18 protein-coding genes are annotated in these 21,206 nt (G+C 67.2%); 8 read left to right on the top strand and 10 right to left on the bottom strand.

Going from position 1 to position 21,206, the window contains the following annotated elements; genetic code table 11:
* Window positions 1-35 precede the first annotated feature (35 nt).
* The 8 genes from murJ to N5C88_RS07230 all read right to left on the bottom strand — a co-directional run bounded on the left by murJ (window position 36) and on the right by N5C88_RS07230 (window position 6,480).
* Window positions 36-1,595 carry a murein biosynthesis integral membrane protein MurJ gene (gene murJ, locus N5C88_RS07265; protein WP_059379889.1) on the bottom strand — a complete coding sequence of 520 codons (1,560 nt, stop codon included), beginning with the start codon at window positions 1,593-1,595 and terminating at the stop codon, window positions 36-38.
* A gap of 152 nt (window positions 1,596-1,747) precedes the next feature.
* A complete protein-coding gene (locus N5C88_RS07260) occupies window positions 1,748-2,506 on the bottom strand; it encodes a 3-hydroxyacyl-CoA dehydrogenase (RefSeq protein WP_059379888.1) in 759 nt (252 codons plus the stop codon).
* Window positions 2,507-2,639: 133 nt separating this feature from the next.
* The gene (gene adk / locus N5C88_RS07255) at window positions 2,640-3,296 is read right to left on the bottom strand and encodes an adenylate kinase (protein WP_059379887.1); all 657 of its coding nucleotides are present in this window, start codon (window positions 3,294-3,296) and stop codon (window positions 2,640-2,642) included.
* A 91-nt stretch (window positions 3,297-3,387) separates the two neighbouring features.
* The gene (kdsB, locus tag N5C88_RS07250) at window positions 3,388-4,152 is read right to left on the bottom strand and encodes a 3-deoxy-manno-octulosonate cytidylyltransferase (RefSeq protein WP_059379886.1); all 765 of its coding nucleotides are present in this window, start codon (window positions 4,150-4,152) and stop codon (window positions 3,388-3,390) included.
* A 10-nt stretch (window positions 4,153-4,162) separates the two neighbouring features.
* Window positions 4,163-4,345: a Trm112 family protein gene (locus tag N5C88_RS07245; protein ID WP_059379885.1), complete on the bottom strand. Its 183-nt coding sequence runs from the start codon at window positions 4,343-4,345 to the stop codon at window positions 4,163-4,165.
* A 64-nt stretch (window positions 4,346-4,409) separates the two neighbouring features.
* On the bottom strand, window positions 4,410-5,450 hold the full coding sequence (gene lpxK, locus N5C88_RS07240; RefSeq protein WP_118932826.1) for a tetraacyldisaccharide 4'-kinase: 1,041 nt from the start codon (window positions 5,448-5,450) through the stop codon (window positions 4,410-4,412).
* Window positions 5,447-5,860 (bottom strand): biopolymer transporter ExbD, encoded by a 414-nt coding sequence (locus tag N5C88_RS07235; RefSeq protein ID WP_059379883.1) that lies wholly within the window; start codon window positions 5,858-5,860, stop codon window positions 5,447-5,449. The genes lpxK and N5C88_RS07235 overlap by 4 nt, the downstream gene beginning before the upstream one ends.
* Window positions 5,857-6,480: a MotA/TolQ/ExbB proton channel family protein gene (locus tag N5C88_RS07230; protein ID WP_059379882.1), complete on the bottom strand. Its 624-nt coding sequence runs from the start codon at window positions 6,478-6,480 to the stop codon at window positions 5,857-5,859. Before N5C88_RS07230 ends, N5C88_RS07235 begins: the two co-directional genes overlap by 4 nt.
* Window positions 6,481-6,831: 351 nt before the next feature.
* Here N5C88_RS07230 and xseA point away from each other — a divergent pair, with 351 nt between their 5' ends.
* The 5 genes from xseA to pcaF all read left to right on the top strand — a co-directional run bounded on the left by xseA (window position 6,832) and on the right by pcaF (window position 13,764).
* The gene (gene xseA / locus N5C88_RS07225) at window positions 6,832-8,199 is read left to right on the top strand and encodes an exodeoxyribonuclease VII large subunit (protein WP_280015042.1); all 1,368 of its coding nucleotides are present in this window, start codon (window positions 6,832-6,834) and stop codon (window positions 8,197-8,199) included.
* Between the two features lie 166 nt (window positions 8,200-8,365).
* Complete coding sequence (gene sodB, locus N5C88_RS07220; RefSeq protein WP_013394768.1) at window positions 8,366-8,944, top strand: superoxide dismutase [Fe]; 579 nt, start codon at window positions 8,366-8,368, stop codon at window positions 8,942-8,944.
* Between the two features lie 282 nt (window positions 8,945-9,226).
* Window positions 9,227-10,918, top strand: coding sequence for a methyl-accepting chemotaxis protein (locus N5C88_RS07215; protein WP_059379880.1), 1,692 nt, complete (start codon window positions 9,227-9,229; stop codon window positions 10,916-10,918).
* Between the two features lie 71 nt (window positions 10,919-10,989).
* Window positions 10,990-12,384: a chloride channel protein gene (locus N5C88_RS07210; RefSeq protein ID WP_059379879.1), complete on the top strand. Its 1,395-nt coding sequence runs from the start codon at window positions 10,990-10,992 to the stop codon at window positions 12,382-12,384.
* A 174-nt stretch (window positions 12,385-12,558) separates the two neighbouring features.
* On the top strand, window positions 12,559-13,764 hold the full coding sequence (gene pcaF, locus N5C88_RS07205; protein ID WP_059379878.1) for a 3-oxoadipyl-CoA thiolase: 1,206 nt from the start codon (window positions 12,559-12,561) through the stop codon (window positions 13,762-13,764).
* Window positions 13,765-13,851: 87 nt separating this feature from the next.
* Here the strand turns inward: pcaF and N5C88_RS07200 are convergent, their stop codons facing one another.
* Complete coding sequence (locus tag N5C88_RS07200) at window positions 13,852-14,259, bottom strand: DUF192 domain-containing protein (RefSeq protein ID WP_223283254.1); 408 nt, start codon at window positions 14,257-14,259, stop codon at window positions 13,852-13,854.
* Window positions 14,260-14,459: 200 nt separating this feature from the next.
* Window positions 14,460-14,705 carry a cold-shock protein gene (locus tag N5C88_RS07195; RefSeq protein ID WP_006220277.1) on the bottom strand — a complete coding sequence of 82 codons (246 nt, stop codon included), beginning with the start codon at window positions 14,703-14,705 and terminating at the stop codon, window positions 14,460-14,462.
* A gap of 225 nt (window positions 14,706-14,930) precedes the next feature.
* Between N5C88_RS07195 and clpS the strand changes: the two genes are divergently transcribed.
* The 3 genes from clpS to N5C88_RS07180 all read left to right on the top strand — a co-directional run.
* The gene (clpS, locus tag N5C88_RS07190; RefSeq protein ID WP_006383989.1) at window positions 14,931-15,245 is read left to right on the top strand and encodes an ATP-dependent Clp protease adapter ClpS; all 315 of its coding nucleotides are present in this window, start codon (window positions 14,931-14,933) and stop codon (window positions 15,243-15,245) included.
* 245 nt (window positions 15,246-15,490) lie between these two features.
* Complete coding sequence (locus N5C88_RS07185) at window positions 15,491-20,605, top strand: alpha-2-macroglobulin (RefSeq protein ID WP_223283255.1); 5,115 nt, start codon at window positions 15,491-15,493, stop codon at window positions 20,603-20,605.
* Window positions 20,602-21,206: transglycosylase domain-containing protein (locus N5C88_RS07180; protein ID WP_280015041.1), on the top strand; the 605-nt coding region annotated here is incomplete at its 3' end. The genes N5C88_RS07185 and N5C88_RS07180, both read left to right, overlap by 4 nt.

The raw sequence follows: 21,206 nt of genomic DNA, 5'->3' as shown, positions 1-21,206 counted from the left end.
GGCTTTTGACGTGTATATAGGCAGATTGTCCGAACTTAGCGCGCCGGACGTCGGCCAAAGTCCCTAGGGCGGAAGCCAAACAGTAACAACATTCCGAAGTAGACCGCGCCGCTGGCTGCCAGCACGCCGGCCAGCCAGGCCACCCGCTGCCAGGAATGGGCCTGCAGGGCGATCCAGTCGATGCGCCCGTCCGCATACCAGAGCAAGGCCGCCAGCGCCGCCAGGGCGGGCAGGAGGCGCAGCGCGAACGCGGTCCAGCCGGGACCGGGCTGGTAGACGCCGCGGCGGCGCAGTCCGATCAGCAGGGCCAGCGCGTTCAGGCAGGCGCCCAGGCCGATCGCCAGGGCCAGTCCGGCATGCGCCATCAGCGGCACCAGCACCAGGTTCATCAGTTGCGTCATGATCAGCACGCCGATGGCGATTTTCACCGGCGTGCGGATGTCCTGCTTGGCGTAGAAGCCGGGCGCCAGGATCTTCACGGCCAGCAGACCGATCAGCCCGGCGGAGTAGGAAATCACCGCCAGGCGGGTCTGGCTCACGTCCTGGGCGGCGAAGGCGCCGTAGTGGAACAGGGTAGCGACCAGGCCATCGGACAGCAGCGCCATGCCTACCGCCGCCGGCAGGCCCAGCAGCAGCACCAGGCGCAGGCCCCAGTCCAGCAGCCCGCTGTAACCGCCGTGGTCGTCGCGGGCATGGGCGGCGGACAGGCTGGGCAGCAGCACCGTGCCCAGCGCCACGCCCAGCAGCGCCGTGGGGAATTCCATCAGGCGGTCGGCGAAGGACAGCCAGGTGACGCTGCCCGGCGTGAGCCAGGTGGCGATGTTGGTGTTGATCAAGAGCGAGATCTGCGCGACCGAGACCCCCAGGGTGGCGGGCGCCATCTGCTTGAGGATGCGCTGCACCGTGGGGTCGCCCCAGGCCTCGCGGAACCGCAGGGTGAAGCGCGGCGTCAGGCCGAGCCGGGCCAGGGCGATCCATTGCACGGCCAGTTGCGCCACGCCGCCGATCATGACGCCGATGGCCAGCGCATAGACCGGCACGTCCATGCGCGGGGCAAGCCAGATGCAGGCGGCGATCATGGCCAGGTTGAGCAGCACCGGCGTGAAGGCCGGCACGGCAAAGCGCCGCCAGGTATTGAGCACGCCCGAGGCGAAGGCGATCAGCGACATGCAGAAGATGTAGGGGAACATCACCCGCGTCATCCAGACCGCCGCGCCGAATTCGGTGTCGCGGGCGGCGCCGCGCAGGCCGCTGGCCATGGCCGATACCACCCAGGGCGCGGCGACGATGCCGATGAGTGTGATGAGCATGAGCGCCGCGGTCAGCAGCAGCGCCACGCGGTCCAGCAGGGTGCGGACTTCGGCTTCGGACCTGTTGTTGCGCGCGGCGCCCAGGATGGGCACGAAGGCCTGGGCGAAGGCCCCTTCTGCGAACAGGCGGCGCAGCAGGTTGGGAATGCGGAAAGCGACCCAGAAGGCGTCGGTGATGGGGCCGGCGCCGAAAGCGCGGGCCACCAGGATGTCGCGGATCAGGCCGGAAATGCGGGACAGCAGGGTGAAGCTGCTGACCGTGGCCGCCGAACGAAACAGGCTCATGGATGACTACGTAAAAAGGGGGCCGATAGGCCCCATGACCAACATTGCCCCTTGAGTGGGACAACGCTTCGCCCGACGCTTTTTCTCTAGGCCGGAGCGTCTTTTCCCCTCGGGGGGCAGAGAGCCCGCGTAGCGGGCGAAGCGTGGGGGCATTATTTCGGCGGCATGCGGATGGCGCCATCCAGGCGGATGGTTTCGCCGTTGAGCATGTCGTTCGTGACGATGCTGTGGACCAGCTTGGCATAGTCTTCCGGACGGCCCAGGCGGGCGGGGAAGGGAATGCTGGCGGCCAGCGAGTCCTGCACTTCCTGCGGCATGCCGAAGATCATGGGCGTGCCGAAGATGCCCGGGGCGATGGTCATGCAGCGGATGCCGGTCTTGGACAGGTCGCGCGCGATGGGCAGGGTCATGCCGGCCACGCCCGCCTTGGAGGCGGCGTAGGCGGCCTGGCCGATCTGGCCGTCGAAGGCCGCGACGGAGGCGGTGTTGATCAGCACGCCGCGTTCGCCGGTGGGTTCGGGCGCGTTGGCGCTCATGGCCTCGGCGGCCAGGCGCATCATGTTGAAGCTGCCGATCAGGTTGATCGACACGACCTTCTGGAACAGTTCCAGCGGATGCGCGCCGTTCTTGCCCACGATCTTGGCGGCGGGCGCGACGCCGGCGCAGTTCACCAGGCCGAACAGCGAGCCCAGTTCGAGCGCGGCGGCCACGGCGTTCTTGCCGTCGGCTTCCTGGGTCACGTCGCAGTGGACATAGCGCTGGCCCAGTTCCTTGGCCAGGGCCGAGCCCGGTTCGTCCTGCACGTCGGCGATGACGACCTTGGCGCCATTTTCGACCAGCATGCGCACCGTGCCGGCGCCCAGTCCGGACGCGCCGCCCGTGACGATGAATACCTTGTTCGCGATTTCCATGTGTCTACCACCAGTGAGTTCTAGGGATGAAAGCGGCGCGGCAGGCGCCGGATATGACTAGGCCTTCGGGGCCGGCCGGACGCGATGCGTTCCGGTGCCGGCGCCGAAGGCCTGTGAGCCATCGAGGCGCCGATCAGCCTTGGACGGCTGCGAACAGGCGCGCCTTGATTTCCTCGACCGCGCCGACGCCGGAGATCTTGCGGTACTTCGGCGCGTCGGCGGGATTCTGCTGCGCCCAGGACGAGTAGTAGTCGACCAGGGGGCGGGTCTGGTCGCGGTACACGGCCAGACGGTTGCGCACGGTTTCCTCGCGGTCGTCGTCGCGCTGGATCAGTTCTTCGCCGGTGACGTCGTCACGGCCTTCGACCTTGGGCGGGTTGAAGCGCACGTGGTAGCTGCGGCCGCTGGGCTGGTGCACGCGGCGGCCGCTCATGCGTTCGATGATGTCTTCTTCGGGGACTTCGATTTCCACCACGTAATCCAGCTTGACGCCGGCGCTCTTGAGCGCGTCCGCCTGCGGGATGGTGCGGGGGAAGCCGTCGAACAGGTAGCCGTTGGCGCAGTCGGGCTGCTTCAGACGGTCCTGCACCAGGCCGATGATGATCTCGTCGGAAACCAGACCGCCGGCATCCATGACCTTTTTGGCTTCAATGCCCAACGGCGTGCCCGCTTTGACCGCGGCGCGCAGCATGTCGCCGGTGGAAATCTGGGGGATGCCGAAGTGTTGGGTGAGAAACGCGGCCTGGGTGCCTTTGCCGGCGCCGGGAGGTCCGAGCAAGATGAGACGCATGAGTGCTCCTGAAGGGGTGTATTTTTTGTGATCCGGGGAATTATGCCGCAATGCAGCAGCCGATGCGGAGCCGCGCCATAGGAAATAACCCTTATATCTGCTTGCTGTAGACCTGTCGGACGCGTTCCAGATCCGCCGGGGTATCTACGCCTGCGGCAGGAGGGTGGGACGCCCGATGGACGACGATGACGTGGCCGTGTTCCATGGCGCGCAGCTGTTCCAGGGATTCGAAACGTTCCAGCGCGCCCTGCGGCAGGGCCGGATAGCGGCGCAGGAACGACACCCGGTACGCGTACAGGCCGATGTGGTGCCAGGCCGGCAGGCCTTCCGCCAGCACGCGTTCGCCGGAGGCGAGCGCATCGCGGGCCCAGGGGATCGGGGCGCGTGAAAAGTACAGCGCGCGGTCGTTCACGGCGCAGACCAGCTTCACCACGTTGGGGTTGAACAGCGCTTCGGCGTTGGCCAGGGGACAGGCGCAGGTCGCGATGTCTGCCTCGGGGCTGGCTTGCAGCTTGGCCGCCACGGCATCGATGAGTTCGGGTTCGATAAGGGGTTCGTCGCCCTGCACATTGACCACGATGGCGTCGTCGGGCAGGCCCAGCTGCTCCACGGCTTCGGCCAGGCGGTCGGTGCCGGTCGGGTGGTCGGCGCGGGTCATCAGCGCCTGCAGCCCGTGCGCCTGCGCAGCCTGTTGCACGCGGACGTCGTCGGTGGCCACATAGACGCGGGAGGCGCCGGACAGCGCCGCGCGTTCGGCGGTGCGCACGACCATGGGCTTGCCGGCGATGTCGGCCAGCGGCTTGTCGGGCAACCGGGTCGAGGCGGTGCGCGCCGGGATCAGGGCGATGAAGCTCATGCGCGGCGGTTCAGTGGGCAGCGGGGGCGTCGTCCAGCGCGCGGGCTTCCGATTCCAGCATGACGGGGATGCCGTCGCGCACAGGGAAGGCCAGGCGGTCGGCACGGCAAACCAGTTCGGCTTGCTGCCGGTCGTGTTCGAGGCGGCCCTTGCACAGCGGGCAGACGAGGATGTCGAGTAGGCGGGATTCCATGACCGGAATTCTAAAGCAGTTTGCCGGGGGCCGGGCCGCGCGGCGCTACCAGGCGGACGGTTTGCTAGGCCCGGGCCGGCTGGCGCAGCGCCTGCGCCAGCCAGTCGAATAGCTGGGGGTCGGAAAAGCCGGCGCGCACGGGCACTTCCCACAGGCGCGGATCGTCCAGGGCGGCGCATTTGATCGCGTCCTTGGACGTGACCAGGATGGCCTCGGCCGTGAGCGCCTGGAAGGGCGACTCGGCGTAATCGTGATGATCGGGCAGGGCGAGCGCGGTTTCCAGCTGGATGCCGGCGCCGCGCAGCGTGGTGAAAAAGCGTTCCGGATTGCCGATGCCCGCCGCCGCAGCGATGCGCGGCTGGCCGGCGAAGGCCGCCAGGGGGCGCGTGCCGCGGCCCGAGACCTGGCGCGTATCGCCCGGCTCCAGCCACATGCGGACTTGCCGCGGCCGGCCGCTGCCAGCGGCTTGCGGCTGGCCGTCAGGCGTGCCGATGTTCGTCACGACCACGTCGACCTCCCGCAACCGTTCGGCAGGCTCGCGCAAGGGGCCCGCGGGCAGCAGGCGGCCGTTGCCCACGCCGCGCTCGTCCTGCACCACGATTTCGACATCGCGTGCCAGCGCCAGATGCTGCAGGCCGTCGTCCGAGACGATCACATCCACTTTGGGGTGCGCCTGCAGCAGGGCCTGGGCGGCCAGGGCGCGCTTCGGGTGCACGGAAACCGGCGCCCCGGTGGCGCGGGCGATCAGCGCGGGCTCATCGCCAAAGCGGGCGGCTTCGAGCTCGCCCAGCCCTACGCGGGCGTGCGGGCCGACCTTGACGCCGTAGCCGCGGCTGACGACCCCGGGGGTGTAGCCGCGGGCCCGCAACGCTTCGACGGTGGCGATGACCATGGGGGTCTTGCCCGTGCCGCCGACGTAGACATTGCCGATCACCACGACGGGAACCGGGGCGCGGTACGAGCTGCGGGTACCGTCCAGGTAGCGCTGGCGCTTGCGCGCCACTTCCCAGGCGGTCAGCCTGGACAGCGGCAGCAGCAGATTGGAGAGCCAGCCGCCGCGCTGCCATTGGCGCGCCAGCAGCGTCGAGGCACGCTTGGCGGTCACCGGGTGGTCTGCGCGGCGAAGTTGACGCGGCCGATGCCAGCCAGCCGGGCGGCTTCCATGACGTTGATCACGGACTGGTGGGTGGCCTGGGCGTCGGCGTTGATGACGACCAGCGGTTCGGTCTTGCCGGCCGCGGCCTGGCGCAGGACCTCGGCGATCTCGGGGGGCGTGGAGACGTCGATGAGCGTGCCGTTGAGCGCGTAGCGCCCGTCCTGGCTGACGGCGACTTCCAGCGCCGGAGGCGTGTCCTGTTCCATCGAGGCCTGGGGCAGCGTCACCTTCAGCTGGGTGAAGCGCGCGAAGGAAGTGGTTGCCGCCAGGAAGATCAGGATGACCAGCAGCACGTCGATGAGCGGAATCAGGTTGATGTCCAGCTCATCGCGCTCGCCGCGGGGGCCGCGGAAATTCATGAACGGCCCTCGCGCGTGGCGGAGCCGGGGGCGACCGCGCGCACCAGGCGCGACGCGGTCTGCTCCATGGCGCTGAGGTAGCCGTCCACGCGGCCGCGCAGATAGCGGTGCGCGATCATGGCGGGAATGGCGATGAGGATGCCGAAGCCGGTGTTGTACAGTGCCATCGAGATGCCGCGCGCCAGTTGCGCGGGATCGCCGCCGCCGGGTGTGTAGGAGCCGAAGATCTCGATCATGCCGACCACGGTGCCGAACAGACCCATCAGGGGCGCGACCACGGCGATGGTGCCGATGGCGGAGATGTAGCGGCTGAGGTCGTGGGCGACGGCGCGGCCGGTGTCCTCGACCACGTTGCGCAGTTCCTCGCGCGGCAGATGACGGTGACGCATCACTTCGGCCAGGATCCGGCCCAGCGGCGAGTTGCGCTCGAGGCGGTTGATCGCGTCGGGCGTGTCCTGGCGGTTGCGCAGCATTTCAGCCACTTGGTCGCTCAGGCCGCGCGGCATGACCAGGCCGCGGCGCAGGGAGAGGAAGCGCTCGAAGATCAGCGCCAGGCCCAGGACGGATGTCGCCAGCAGGGGCCAGATCGGCCAGCCGGCCTCGCGCAGTATGGAAAGCAAAGCGTTCAACTCCCGGGGGGAACCGGTACGCAAGGCGGCGCGGACCGGCATCTGATCAAGCCGAAACTGTAACGGTGCGGCGGGGGTGTGGCAAGTCGGTACGACCCCCAATCTATCCACAGATCTTGTGGATAATTCTGTGCAAAACTTCCCGGAATTGCTTGTGGGCACAGGGCTTGCACTTGTTTGCTTCAATTTCGAGCAGCTTGGATTTCAATAAATTCTTATAAAAAACAATGACTTGGTTCTAATTTGCTGGCTTTCGGGCCGGTTGGGGGAAATCTGCTGGGACGCGGTATGATTGCGGCCCGCTACGCGGCTCCTGTGGACAGGTATGCATCGGAAAGCCCCATGACAATTGAATCTACAGTCACAAACAACGTATTCGCGCGGGATATCCTGACGGTTGCCCAGCTGAATCAAGCTGTGGGGCAGTTGTTGGAGCGCAGCATCCCGGCGCTGTGGGTGCGCGGAGAGATTTCCAACTTCACGGCGGCGGCTTCCGGGCATTGGTACTTCACGCTCAAGGACAGCCGGGCCTCGGTGCGGGCAGTCATGTTCAGAAGCCGCGCCAGTGCGGTGGGTTTCACGCCGCGCGCCGGCGACCAGGTCGAAATCCGGGCCCGCGTGTCCCTTTACGAGCCCCGCGGCGACTATCAGCTGCAGGCTGACGCCATGCGGCGGGCCGGACTAGGCAATCTGTACGAGGCGTTTTTGCGCCTGAAGGAGCAACTGGCTTCCGAAGGCCTGTTCGATCCGGCCGCCAAGCGCGAACCCGTGCGCCTGCCGCGGGCGATCGGCGTGGTGACGTCCCTGCATGCCGCGGCGCTGCGGGACGTGCTGTCGGCGCTCGCGCGGCGCGCGCCCCAGGTGCCCGTGTTCATCTACCCGGCGCCGGTCCAGGGGGCGGACGCCGCCGGACGGCTGGCCGCCCAGGTGCGCATGGCCAACCAGCGCGCCGAGGTCGATACGCTGCTGCTGGTGCGTGGCGGCGGCAGCATCGAGGATCTTTGGAGTTTCAACGACGAAGCCTTGGCCCGCGAAGTCGCGGCCAGCGCCATTCCCGTCATCAGCGGGGTGGGGCACGAAACGGATTTCACCATCGTCGATTTCGTTGCCGACGTGCGTGCGCCCACACCGACCGCGGCCGCCGAACTGGCCTGCGTGCCGCGTTCGGAACTGCTGGGCCGGGTCATGCAGGCGGCAGAGGCCATGACGCGCGGCCAGCAGCGCCGCCTGGAACGCGCGGCGCAGCGGCTGGACCGCGCCGCCGCGCAATTGGTGTCCCCGGCCCAGCGTCTGGAGCATCAGCGCGAGCGCCTGAACAGCCTGCGCTTCCGTTTGGCGACCGCCTGGTCCGGCCCCCAGGAGCGGCGCGCGGCGCGCGTCAACCTGCTGACGCAGCGCCTGGCGCATCGCGTGCCCGATACCGGCCGCGCCGCCGACCGCCTGACGGGCGCGGCGCGCCAGCTTGGCCAGGCGCATGCGCGGTTGCTGGTGCAGCGGCGCAACCGGCTGGCGTCTGCCACGGCGCAATTGCGCGCGCTGGATCCGGGCAACACGCTGGCCCGCGGCTACGCCATCGCGCGCGACGAACAAGGCCGCATCGTGCGGGACGGGGCCGCGCTGACGGCGGGGCAGGCGCTGGACCTGAGCTTCGCGCAAGGCGGCGCCGAAGTCGCGGTCACGCGCAGCCGCGAGACGCGCGAGGCTTCCTGAAAGAGGGCGGTCACGCGCCCTTGAGGCCGCTGCCATGAGCACATGCTTCAGGTAATGAGCAGATGCGTCCCTTAACCCCGCGCGGGCGGGGGGTTAACGCGGTATCCTCAGTAGTTGCCGATACAATTGAACGGCTTGATCGTGCACTCAACAGAAGGAACCTCACATGGCACATACTCTTCCCCCCCTGCCTTACGAACTGGACGCACTGGCTCCGCACATCTCCAAGGAAACGCTGGAGTTCCACTACGGCAAGCATCACCAGACCTACGTCACGAACCTGAACAACCTGATCCCGGGTACGGAATTCGAAACGCTGTCGCTGGAAGACATCGTCAAGAAGTCCTCGGGTGGCATTTTCAACAACGCCGCCCAGATCTGGAACCACACGTTCTACTGGAACAGCCTGGCTCCCAAGGCCGGTGGCGCTCCGACCGGCAAGCTGGCTGACGCCATCAACGCCAAGTGGGGCAGCTTCGACGCTTTCAAGGAAGCCTTCAACAAGTCGGCCGCCGGCAACTTCGGTTCGGGCTGGACCTGGCTGGTCAAGAAGGCCGACGGCTCGGTCGACATCGTCAACACCAGCAACGCCGCCACCCCGCTGACCACGGCCGACAAGCCGCTGCTCACCTGTGATGTGTGGGAACACGCCTACTACATCGACTACCGCAATGCCCGTCCCAAGTACCTGGAAAACTTCTGGGCGCTGGTGAACTGGGAATTCGCGGCCAAGAACTTCGCCTGATAGGCAAAGCCAGGCCCGCCGCGGCGTCAGCGTCGCGGCTCCTGCTGAGCAACCCCTCGCGCGAGCGTGGGGTTTTCTTTTTTGTTCAGGAAAAATTCAGCCTGCGAAATCCCTGTCGATTGTCGAATTCATTGCGGGGAAATAACGAACAAACCGGCTTTTCTTCCGGGTAATCCCTAGGTTTGCCAACCACTATCGTTGGCCCCGGTCGGCGACTGAACCACGGGGTCCACGGCCGCGGCATGCCCGCGATAAACCGTGGTACTTACAGGGAAGGGAAGCATGTTGCGGTTATTTTCGGGTTTGCGCATCGGCGCGCGCCTGTCGGGCGCGTTTTTGCTGGTGGCGGTGATAGGCGGTGCGATAGGAGGCTTTGGGGTCTGGGGCCTGGCGCGCATCAATGAAATGAATGACCGGCTTTACGACACCGAGCTGCGCGGCATCTCGGACATCAAGGAAGCCAACATCAATCTGATCTACGCTGGCCGCGCCCGCACGGGCTACCTGGCCGCGTCCACGGACCAGGAACGCCAGTCGCTGCGCAAGCAGTTCGACGACGCCGTTGCAACCATGGATGACTTGCGCGAAAAGGCCGCCGCCAACTTCTATTCGGAAGAGGGCAAGCGCCTGCTGGCACAGTTCACCGAGACCGAGCAGGTCTGGAAGCGCGAATCCGCCGCTTTCTTCGCCGCCGCCCAGGCCCGGCCGCTGACCCAGGCCGACCCGCAAGTGGCCGCGATCGAGGCGCGCGTGATCGCCTCGTCGCAAAAGCTGGATGATCTGATGACGACCCTGGCGAAGGCCAAGGAAAACGTCGCGGCGCAAAGCGTGCAGGCGGGCACGGACCTGTATGAAACGCTGCGCGCCGTCATGATCGTCCTCGCCGTGGCCGGCGTCGCGATCGGCATGCTGCTGGGCTGGCTGGTGACGCGCGGCATCGTGCGTCCGCTGGAACAGGCCGTGATGGCCGCGCGCCAGGTCGCGGCCGGCGATCTGACGACCGACATCCAGGTTGCCACGCGCGACGAAACCGGCGACCTGATGGGCGCGCTCAAGACCATGAACGCGAGCCTCGCGCGCATCGTCAAGGACGTGCGCGACGGCTGTGAGAGCATCGCCTCGGCGTCTTCGCAGATCGCCCAGGGCAACGCCGATCTGTCGCAACGCACCGAGGAACAGGCCTCGTCGCTGGAGGAGACCGCGGCCTCGATGGAGCAACTGACCAGCACCGTCCAGCAGAACGCCAACAACGCCAGCGAAGCTGACCGCCTGGTCAACCAGGCTTCCAGCGTGGCCGTGCGCGGCGGCGAAGTGGTGGAGGGCGTGGTCCAGACCATGAGCGCGATTTCCGACAGCTCGCGCCGCATCGCCGACATCACGGGCGTGATCGACGGCATCGCCTTCCAGACCAACATCCTGGCGCTCAACGCCGCCGTGGAAGCGGCGCGCGCGGGCGAGCAGGGCCGCGGCTTCGCGGTGGTCGCGGGCGAGGTGCGCACGCTGGCGCAGCGCTCGGCGGTGGCCGCGAAGGAGATCAAGGCCTTGATCGATGAGTCGGTCACGCGCGTCGAGGGCGGCACGCGCCAGGTCGACGAAGCTGGCCGCACCATGCGCGAAGTGGTGGACAGCGTGCGCCAGGTCGCCACGCTGGTGCGCGAAATCGCCAGCGCTTCGGAAGAGCAATCCGCCGGCATCGGCCAGGTCAACCAGGCCGTGGCTCAGATGGACACCGTGACCCAGCAGAACGCGGCATTGGTGGAAGAGGCGGCCGCCGCGGCGGCCAGCATGCAGGAACAGGCCACCCGCCTGGCCCAGGAAGTGCGCCGCTTCAAGGTCGAAGCAGGCGGCGGATCGGCGCGCGAAGCCCAGGTCCGTCTGGTGCAGGCGGTGCCCGCGGCGCCGCGCAAGACGGCCGCGCCCGCGGCGCGTCCCGCGCTGGCGCAGGCCTCGGACGACGACTGGTCGACCTTCTGATCCCGCGCTGTGGGCTGCCGGTCAGGTGGGAGTGGTAAGGTTAGCCACCTTCAACCGCGCCGGCTTCGCCCATGAACCTGCCCGACCCCCTACGCCGGCTGCTGGCCGGCCCGCGCCGATGGGCGCATCGCAAGGTGCGCCAGATCAACCGCCTGTCGCGCAAGAGCGTGCAGATGGGGCTGCTGCTGGGGGGCGCCGGCCTGGTGGCGCTGATGTCGCTGGGCTTCGCCTATCTGGCCGACAAGGCGCTGGAATGGAACCGCGAGTGGGTCGCCTACAACGGCTGGCTGGCCTTGTTGGTCCTGCCGCTGAGCCTGGCGGCCTTGCGCTGGCTGACCCTGCGCTTTGCGCCCAATGCGTCCGGCAGCGGCATTCCCCAGGTCATCGGCGCCTTGTCGCTGCCGCCGGGCGCCAGCCAGAACAGCCTGGTGGCGCTGGGGCAGACCCTCTGGAAAATTCCTCTCGCGTTCGGCGGCATGCTGGCCGGCGCCTCGATCGGCCGCGAAGGGCCGTCGGTCCAGGTTGGCGCCGCGCTGATGCTGGCCTGGGGCGACTTCTGGAAACGGCGCGGCGTGCAGCTGCGCGGCTTTCACGCCAATGAACTGATCGCCGCCGGCGCCGCGGGCGGCCTGGCCGCCGCTTTCAACGCGCCGCTGGCCGGCGTCATTTTCGCCATCGAGGAACTCGGGCGCGGCACCGTGCTGCGCTGGCAACGGCTGGTGCTGATCGGCGTGCTGGCCTCGGGCTTCCTGGTCGTGGCCGTGGTGGGCAACAACCCGTACTTCGGCGTGTTCGGCGGCGCGCCGCTGACCCATGGCATGGTGATGTGGGTGGCCATCTGCGCGGCGCTCAATGGCGCGCTGGGCGGCATATTCGCGCGCCTGCTGGGCAAGGGGGCGGCCGGTAGCGCGCCCCAGTCCTGGCGCGCCTGGATCCGCGCCCATCCGATCTGGACGGCCTTCATCATGGGCCTGATCCTGGCCGTGATCGGGCTGGCTACTGCCGGCAGCGTCTACGGCACGGGGTATGGCGTGGCCGCGGATCTGTTGTCGGGCAAGGACACCGCGCCCGCCAGCTTCGGCCTGGCCAAGCTGGCCGCGACGGTCGCCTCCTATTGGGCGGGCATACCGGGCGGCATCTTCACGCCGGCCCTGACCACCGGGGCGGGCATCGGCCATCACATCTGGCAATTGGCGGGAGAGGGCGTGGATCACCGCGTGCTGGTGCTGATTTCGATGGCCGCCTTCCTGGCCGCCGCGACCCAGGCGCCACTGACCGCCAGCGTGGTGGTCATGGAAATGACGGGCAGCCAGCCCATGCTGTTCTGGCTGCTGGTGGGCTCCCTGCTGGCCTCGGGCGTGTCGCGCCAATTCTGCCCGCAACCGTTCTATCACATGGCCGCCGGGCGTTTCCGCAGGCAGGCCATCGTCGACGCCGGGCGTGCCGCCAGGCCGCCTGCGGCGTGAGTCCGCAGGCCAGATCCGCGCCTTGCCGCGGTGCACGCGGCGCGCACCGGGGTGGTGAACAGCCGTTGGACACTGTCCGTGCAGCGGACATCCCGCGTGCGCACCAACTTGGCGCGAAAGCGCTGCGTTAAGATCGGCCGATCCGGATTTTTTCTCACTGACTTCGAGCTTCCCATGACCGTGCATGCTTTCATTTGTGATGCGATCCGCACCCCCTTCGGCCGCTACGGCGGCGCGCTGGCTTCCGTGCGCCCCGATGATCTCGCTGCCGTAGCCATCAAGGCGCTGGTGGCGCGCAATCCCGGCGTGCGCTGGGAAGAACTGGACGACGCCATCATGGGTTGCGCCAACCAGGCGGGCGAAGACAACCGCAACGTGGCCCGCATGGCCACGCTGTTGGCCGGCCTGCCGATCGAAGTCCCCGGCGCCACCGTCAACCGCCTGTGCGGTTCGGGCCTGGACGCCATCGGCGGCGCCGCCCGCGCCATCCGCGCCGGCGAAGCCGGCCTGATGCTGGCCGGCGGCGTGGAAAGCATGAGCCGCGCGCCCTTCGTCATGGGCAAGGCCGACAGCGCGTTTTCGCGCAACGCCGCCATCTATGACACCACCATCGGCTGGCGCTTCATCAACAAGCTGATGAAGGCGCAATACGGCGTGGACTCGATGCCCGAAACGGCCGAGAACGTCGCCGACGATTTCAAGATCAACCGCGAAGACCAAGATCTGTTCGCGCTGGCCAGCCAGCAGAAGACCGCGCGCGCACAGAAGGAAGGCTTCTTCGACGCCGAGATCGTGCCGGTGTCGATTGCCCAGAAAAAGGGCGACCCGATCATCGTCAGCAAGGATGAGCACCCGCGTGAAACCACGCTGGAAGCGCTGGCCAAGCTGAAGGGCGTGGTCCGCGAAGGCGGCACCGTCACCGCCGGCAACGCCTCGGGCGTCAACGACGGCGCCGCAGCGCTGCTGCTGGCCGACGAAAAGGGCGCCGCCCGCCATGGCCTGACCCCGCGCGCCCGCGTGGTCGGCATGGCCACGGCCGGCGTCGCGCCGCGCATCATGGGCATCGGCCCGGCGCCCGCCACGCTGAAGGTGCTGGCCCAGACCGGCCTCACGCTTGCGCAAATGGACGTCATCGAACTGAACGAGGCGTTTGCCGCCCAGGGCCTGGCCGTGCTGCGCCAGCTGGGCATCGCCGACAACGACCCGCGCGTGAACCCCAACGGCGGCGCGATCGCCCTGGGCCACCCGCTGGGCGCCAGCGGCGCACGCCTGGCCACCACCGCAATCAATCAGCTGCACCGCACCGGCGGCCGCTACGCGCTGTGCACCATGTGCATCGGCGTGGGCCAGGGCATCGCGCTGATCATCGAACGCGTGTAATCGCCTGGCGCGCAGCGGCTACGCTGCGCGCTGGAACGAAAAGGGAGCCTGCAAGGCTCCCTTTTCATGTCTGCCGGCAGGCTTGCCTCAGGGCAGGCCGTCCAGTTTCTTGCCGGCCTGGATGCCGTGCCGTTCGAACCAGCCCTGAGCCATCTCCAATGCGTAGCGCACGGGCTTCTTGGCGCAGTGCGGGTCTTCGGTCTGTGGCGCCATGTCCTCAATGTTGACGATCGTGCCATCGTCGGCGATAAAGGCAATCGAGAGCGGCAGGATGGTGTTGCGCATCCAGAAGCACTGCACGTCGGGCTGTTCGAAGACGAACAGCATGCCGTCGTTGCCGGGCAGCTCCTTGCGGAACATCAGGCCGTCGCGGCGGGTCGCTTCCGTGTTCGCGACTTCTGCGCGGATAATATGGATGCCGGCCGAAAGCTGGGTGGTGGGTAGCGGGGCTTGCGGGCCTGTCTGCTGCGCGCCGGCCGCTGCGGGCAGCGCCATTGCGATGGCTGCCAGGGCGGGAGCCAGGGCTTTCGGCAGGAGGTTTCTGAAGAACGCTGTCTTGAACAACGTGAGGCTGACAGGATTTAAAACGGCGTTCTTGGGCATGACCTGGCGCAATGAATGAAAAATAACAAGGCGGGGCCCGAAAGCCCCGCCTGAATAATGGCGCAACCTTACCGTTGCGCTTTAAGGGTAACTCAGGCAGCCGTGATATTAAGCGCCTGTTTGCCTTTGGGCCCCTGAATAATCTCGAAGGCCACTTTCTGGCCTTCTTTCAGGGTTTTAAAACCATTCATCTGGATGGACGAAAAATGGGCGAACAGATCTTCACCGCCGTCGTCGGGCGTAATGAAGCCGAACCCCTTTGCATCGTTGAACCATTTGACGGTGCCCGTCGATTTGGGATTGTCCCCTTGGACGGCGGTTGCGGTCGTATCAGACATGCGGACTGCCTCATTGAATCGTATGTTGACGAAGGGCATCGCGGCCTAGACCCCTGTCCCCCCTCCGGCTTCCTGGCAGATTTTCGGTGCTTTGAAAACCCCAGAATGCGTGGATAATGCGCCGCTTTTCTTTGCGGCGTCAAGTATGGAAACTACGCATTTCTACGTGTAATTTTCCGTAAGTTACACGCTAGCCGTCCCCCGTTTAAATAGAATAGCGGCCCTATGAGTTCTACCTTGGATACCCAGCATGATTTGGCCGTCGAGAAGGCTCCGGCGCGCGCCGCGCCGCCTCCGATGTACCAGGTCCTGCTGCTGAACGACGACTACACCCCAATGGAGTTCGTCGTGAAAGTACTGCAAAAGTTCTTCAATAAGAATCACGAAGAGGCTACGAGGATCATGTTGCAGGTGCATCACGAAGGGCGTGGTGTATGCGGGGTTTATCCCCGGGACCTCGCCGCCACGCGCATTGCGCAAGTGGCCCAATACGCGCGGGCGCGCCAGCACCCCCTGCAATGCGTGATGGAACCCGTCTGAACCCCAGAATCAATGCGCCGCCTGTCATGGCGGCGTTGTGTTGTCCGGTTATTTTGTTTTGATAGGCAGTATCCGCGTACCCGAGAAGCGCGCGGAATGATCAGGTCGGCAGCTCCGCCGCTTAGGAGCGGTGCGTCTGCATTTGAGTAAGCGGGAGATTTACCGTGAGTGGAAAGATAAGCAAGGCCTGGCTGGCGACAGCCGGGGTCGTTGTATTGGCCGGCGCCATCGGCGTGGGCTGGTGGATGGGCAAGGAGCGTCAGCCCGCCAATCCGGCGCCAGCCGTCGTGTCGCAGCCTGCGGCCACGGCGGGTGGCGGCGATGCCAAGCCGGCATTGCCCGCCAGCGCGGTGGTCGGCGCGGCCGACCCGTTTGCCGCGCTTTCCTGCCAGCCGCGCCAGTACAACGATACGCTGGCGCTGGCGGTGACCTTCACGCAGCCGGTGGACGCCAAGTCCGACCTGGACAGCTATCTGCAAGTGACGGACACGGGCTCGGCTTCCGACAAGGACAGCGAATCGGCCGCCAGCAACGGCGACCAGCCCGCCTCGGTCCGGCCGGGCGACTCGGCGCCCAAGGGCAAGATCCTGAAGGGCAACTGGGTGGTGGGCGACAACCCCCGCATGGTCTATTTCCCCTACGTGCAACCGCAGCGTTCCTACGCGATCTCCGTGCGTGCCGGGCTGCCCGGCGCGGGCGGCATCAAGCTGGCGGAAGCGTCGAATTGCGAGGTGAACACGCAGGCCATGCCGCCGTCGTTCTATTTCGCCAGCCGCGGCGTGGTGCTGCCGGCCGGCCAGAATGGCGGCCTGCCCGTGGCCACGGTGAACGTCTCCGAAGTGGACGTGCAGTTCCTGCGCGTATCGCCTGAGCGCGTGCCTGAACTGTTCGACACCGTGCTGGGCATCGGCCGCAGCACCGGCTCCGGAGAAGAGGAAGACAGCGGCGACGAAGAGGACAACTGGCGCTATTCCGACAACCGCAGCCTGAAGGGCTCGGTCAGCAACTGGGACCTGGACCGCCTGAACTCGCTGACGACCAGCGTCTATCAAGGCCGTTTCGTTACCGACGACAAGCCCAACCGCCGCCATGTCACGTTCCTGCCGGTCGAAGGCATCAAGGAACTCCAGGAGCCCGGCATCTACATCGCGGTGATGAGCCAGCCCGGCCGTTTCCGCTACGAGTACCAGGTGACGTATTTCTACGTCAGCGACATCGGCCTGCACGCGCGCCGCTACAGCGACCGCATCGAAGCCTATTCGGTATCCCTGAAGAGCGGCACCGCCATCTCGGGCGCCGTGTTCGAACTGGTGGACGGCGCAGGCAAGTCGCTGGCCAAGGCCGCGGCCGACGGCCAGGGCCATGTCCGCTTTGACGGCAGTTTCGCCAATGCGCGCGTCATCCGCGCCTCGCGCGACAAGGAAATGACGGTGCTGGCCCTGGGCGAACCCGCCCTCGACCTGTCCGAATTCGACACCGGCGGCCATGTTTCCCGCCCCAACAACCTGTTCGTCTACGCCGGCCGCAACCTGTACCGCCCCGGCGAAACCTTCAACGTCTCGGTCCTGCCGCGCGACCTGGACGGCCGCATGCTGGCGCCGTCGCCCCTGACCGCCACCATCAAGCGCCCCGACGGCCGTACGGTGCTGAGCACCTTGTGGCAACCCCAAAAGGATCTGCCCGGCTATCTCGAGCGCAGCATCGATCTGCCGCTGGACGCGCAGACCGGCACGTGGCTGCTGGAATTGCGCGTGGACCCCGCGTCGCGCGCGCCGGACGCGTCCTGGAAGTTCCAGGTCGAGGAATTCCTGCCCGAGCGCATGAAGATGGCGCTGACCTCCGACCAGGAGGTGCTGTCGCCGGAGGAAACGCTGACCGTGGACGTGCAGGGCGATTATCTCTACGGCGCGCCCGCCGCCGGCAACCGCCTGCTGTCCAGCTTCCAGGTCAAGCGCGACCGTTTTGCGCTGCCCCAGCAATGGCCTGGCTTCATCTTCGGCGACGTTGCCGACGATGCCCGCCGCCATTTCGAGGAACTGCCCGAAACGGCCCTGGACGACAAGGGCCGCGGCCAGCTCGAGGTCGATCCGCGCACCGGCGGCACGCGTTCGCCGATGAAGGTGAGGGTGTCGGCCAGCCTGCTGGAATCCGGCGGCCGTCCGGTGGTGCGTTCGATCGAGCGCAGCGTCTGGCCCGCCGACCGCCTGATCGCCGTGCGTCCGCAATTCGACGGCGACGTGGCCCGCGAAGGCGCGCCCGCCGGTTTTGAAGTGCTGCGCGTCGACGCGCAGGGCAAGATTGCGCCGCTGGCGCAGGCGCAGATGCGTCTGTACCGTGAAGATCGCCAGTACTACTGGCGTTTCGACGACCAGCGCGGCTGGAACAGCGGCTACACCGAAACCGAGGAATTGCTGGATTCGCGCGAGATCGCGCTGAACGACCGCTCCCAGCTGACCGTGCCCGTGAAGTGGGGCCGCTATCGCCTGGAAATCGCCGATCCCGAAACCGGCCAGACCCTGCGCTACCGCTTCTATGCGGGCTGGAACGCGCAGGACTCCGACGCCATGGGCAATCGTCCCGACCGCGTGCAGATGAAGCTCGAAGGCGTGCCGGCCAAGCCGGGCGACACGGTCAAGCTGACCCTGACGCCGCCGCATGACGGCCAGGCGCTCATCACCGTGGAAGGCGACCGCATGCTGTGGTCCACCTGGGTGGCCGTGAAAGCGACCGGCACGCAGGTCGAGATTCCGGTCGACAAGAGCTGGAAGCGCCACGACCTGTACATTGCAGCCGCCGTGTTCCGTCCCGGCAGCGAGGGCGACCGCGTGACGCCGGCGCGCGCGCTGGGCCTGACCTTCCTGCCCATCGCCAGCGCCGACCGCAAGCTGGACGTGAAGCTGACGGCGCCGCCCAAGGCGGTGCCCGAGACCAAGGCGACCGTGCGCGTCAAGGTCGACGGCGCTTCGGGCAAGCAGGCCACCGTGACCCTGTCGGCGGTGGACGTGGGCATCCTCAATATCAATCAGTACAAGACGCCCGACCCGCTGGACTACTTCTTCGGCAAGCACCGCTACGCGCCCGAATTGCTGGACATGTACGGCAAGCTGATCGAGAAAATGGACGGCACCAAGGGCAAGCTGAAGTGGGGCGGCGACGCCGCCATGCGCGGCGACAGCAAGAGCCTGCCCAAGAAGGTCAAGCTGGTGGACCTGTTCTCCGGTCCGGTCAAGCTGAACGAGCAGGGCGAGGCGGACATCCCGCTGGACCTGCCCGACTTCAACGGCACGCTGCGCCTGATGGCGGTGGCCTTCACGCCCGACAACTACGGCAGCACCGACACCGAAATGGTGGTGGCGGCGCCTATCGTGGCCGAGCTGAACACGCCGCGCTTCATTACTCCGGGCGACCAGGCAGCGATCGCGCTGGACGTGACCAACCTGAGCGGCGCCGAACAGAAGGTGACGGTCAAGCTGGAAGCGCTGGACCCGCTGGCCATCGTCGACGGCGTCAAGACCGTGACCTTGAAGGACAAGCAGCGCACCACGTTGCGCTTCACCGCCACCACCACCGGTTCGTACGGCCTGGGCCTGATGCGCCTGACCGTCGACGGGCAGGGCGGCGGCAAGCCCGTGCGCATCGTGCGCGAATCCGTGCTGCAGGTGCAACCGGCCTACGCGGCCGAGCGCCAGGTGCGCCGCCTGCGCCTGAATCCGGGCGAAGCCAACGCGCCGCAGGCGTCGTGGATCGCTTCCTACTATCCGGACTCGACCACGGTCAGCATGACGGTTTCGAACCGTCCGCCGATCAACGTCAACCGCCTGGTCGAAGGGCTGCTCAACTATCCCTACGGCTGCACCGAGCAGACCATCAGCGCGACCCTGCCGTGGGTCATGCTGGATGAGGCCGCGGCCAAGCAGTTCGGCCTCAAGCCGCGTACCAAGGCCGAGCGTGACGCCAAGGTGGCCGGCGCGATCGGCCGCCTGGCGGGCATGCGCAATGCCGTCGGTTCGTACAACCTGTGGAGCAGCTCGTCCTCGCGCGACGTATGGCTGACGGCCTACGCCGTCGGCTTCATGCAGGACGCCCGCGACAACGGTTTCGAAGTGCCCGAGGCCTCGCTGGACCGTTCGCGCCAGTGGCTGCTGGAGCAGGTGCAGCAGAGTTCCGGCGCATTCGGCACCTGGTCGGCCAACCTGAAGCGCGGCGTCGAATCCGGACGCTACGATTCCAGCGACGCCAACATCCTGCGTGAGGACCACCGCCGCTTCGCCGGCCTGGCCACTGCCGCGCTGGCGCTGGCGCGCGACAAGAAGGCGCCGCTGTCCACGGTGCGCCAGCTGTACGACAACTACCAGGAGCGCGCGCGTTCGCCGCTGCCGCTGATCCAGCTGGCGGCTGCGTTCAAGCTCATGGGCGACGAAGGGCGCATGAAGAGCGCGCTCGACCAGGCCGTGGCGCGCGAGTACGGTCTCAACAACCGCCGCAACTCCGGCTATTACGACGAATGGCTGGGCGACTACGGCAGCGGCGTGCGCGACTACGCGCTGGCCTTTGCGATCGCCGACAAGTACGAGCTGCGCCACGAGCGCCTGGACAACCTGCTGACGCAGTTGGCCAGCCGCCTGGGCAACCGTTCGTACCTGTCGACGCAGGAACAGATGTCGCTGTTGCTGGCCGCCCGCGCCCTGGGCGGCGACAAGGCCACGCCCTGGTCCGCCACGCTGACCGTCAACGGTTCCACCAAGGCGCTCGCCGGCGGCACCAGCGACCAGACCGTGTCGCTGTCGGCGGCCGACCTGGCCGGCGCGCAGCTGCTGAACACCGGCAACCAGTCCTTGTTCGTCGAATACGACATCCAGGGCAGCCCGACCACCGCGCCCGCGCCGCGCAACGACGTGATCCAGCTCAAACGCGGCTGGTACCGTCCGGACGGCCGTCCGTGGGATGGCGGCAGCCTGCAGACCGGCGATATGCTGGTGGTGTGGGTGCAGGCCAGCGCCAACCAGAACATTCCGGATGGCTTGCTGGTGGACCGCGTGCCGGCGGGTTTTGAAGTCGAAAACCTGAACCTGTCGCAAAGCCCCGAGATGCAGGAATGGACGATCGGCGGACGCCGCGTGGCCGAAGCCATGTCCGATCCCAACATCAAGCACCGCGAGTTCCGCGACGACCGCTATGTGGCCGCGGTGTCGCTGGGCCGCGGCAAGGTGGACGTGTTCTATCTGGTGCGCGTCGTGACGCCGGGCCGCTACGCGGTGCCGTCGACGGTGGCCGAAGATATGTACCGGCCTGAAATCCGGGGCGTAGGCGAGCAATGGAGCACGGTAGAGATCCGCGACCGCGGCGCCAAGCGTCCTTGACCCCCGCCGCCACCCCCGTGGCGGGCGCCTCGCGCGCCCGCCGCTGGCGGCGGCGCGGAATCTTCGCGGCCAGCGCGTTGTTTGCGCTGGCCGCGTTGTTATTCACGCTGGACCGCCTCTATCCCTTGCCGCCCGTGGATTCGGGCGGCGCCGCCGTGGTCGTGGCCGCGGACGGCACGCCGCTGCGCAACTATCCCAGCCGCGACGGCATCTGGCGCTATCCGGTCAAACCCGACCAGGTGTCCGAACGCTATCTGGAAACGCTACTGACCTACGAGGACCGCTGGTTCTACTGGCACCCGGGCGTCAACCCGGTGGCGATGGCGCGCGCCGGCTGGCAGTGGGCCACCAACCGCCGTATCGTGTCGGGCGGCTCCACCCTGACCATGCAGGTTGCGCGGTTGATCGATCCGGAACTGGCCGGCAAGCCCTCGCGCTCGATGTCGGCGAAGCTGCGGCAGGCCTGGCGCGCCATCCAGCTGGAAATGCACTACAGCAAGGACGAGATCCTGTCGCTGTACCTGACCCACGCGCCCATGGGCGGCATCGTCGAAGGCGTGGAGATGGGCTCGCGCCTGTGGTTGGGCAAGCCGGCGCGCGA

The organism is Achromobacter sp. GD03932 (assembly GCF_029839485.1).
GTDB lineage: Bacteria > Pseudomonadota > Gammaproteobacteria > Burkholderiales > Burkholderiaceae_B > Achromobacter > Achromobacter bronchisepticus_A.
This window is presented reverse-complemented; position numbering and strand designations above follow the sequence as displayed.

Coding starts and splice junctions, on each gene's coding strand:
- N5C88_RS07195 (WP_006220277.1), bottom strand. CDS start 14,705: ATGTCTGATACGACCGCAACCGCCGTCCAAGGGGACAATCCCAAATCG.
- N5C88_RS07200 (WP_223283254.1), bottom strand. CDS start 14,259: ATGGCGCTGCCCGCAGCGGCCGGCGCGCAGCAGACAGGCCCGCAAGCC.
- N5C88_RS07235 (WP_059379883.1), bottom strand. CDS start 5,860: ATGAATTTCCGCGGCCCCCGCGGCGAGCGCGATGAGCTGGACATCAAC.
- murJ (WP_059379889.1), bottom strand. CDS start 1,595: ATGAGCCTGTTTCGTTCGGCGGCCACGGTCAGCAGCTTCACCCTGCTG.
- pcaF (WP_059379878.1), top strand. CDS start 12,559: ATGACCGTGCATGCTTTCATTTGTGATGCGATCCGCACCCCCTTCGGC.
- xseA (WP_280015042.1), top strand. CDS start 6,832: ATGACAATTGAATCTACAGTCACAAACAACGTATTCGCGCGGGATATC.
- N5C88_RS07245 (WP_059379885.1), bottom strand. CDS start 4,345: ATGGAATCCCGCCTACTCGACATCCTCGTCTGCCCGCTGTGCAAGGGC.
- N5C88_RS07215 (WP_059379880.1), top strand. CDS start 9,227: ATGTTGCGGTTATTTTCGGGTTTGCGCATCGGCGCGCGCCTGTCGGGC.
- N5C88_RS07260 (WP_059379888.1), bottom strand. CDS start 2,506: ATGGAAATCGCGAACAAGGTATTCATCGTCACGGGCGGCGCGTCCGGA.
- adk (WP_059379887.1), bottom strand. CDS start 3,296: ATGCGTCTCATCTTGCTCGGACCTCCCGGCGCCGGCAAAGGCACCCAG.
- N5C88_RS07210 (WP_059379879.1), top strand. CDS start 10,990: ATGAACCTGCCCGACCCCCTACGCCGGCTGCTGGCCGGCCCGCGCCGA.
- kdsB (WP_059379886.1), bottom strand. CDS start 4,152: ATGAGCTTCATCGCCCTGATCCCGGCGCGCACCGCCTCGACCCGGTTG.
- N5C88_RS07185 (WP_223283255.1), top strand. CDS start 15,491: ATGGGCAAGGAGCGTCAGCCCGCCAATCCGGCGCCAGCCGTCGTGTCG.
- sodB (WP_013394768.1), top strand. CDS start 8,366: ATGGCACATACTCTTCCCCCCCTGCCTTACGAACTGGACGCACTGGCT.
- clpS (WP_006383989.1), top strand. CDS start 14,931: ATGAGTTCTACCTTGGATACCCAGCATGATTTGGCCGTCGAGAAGGCT.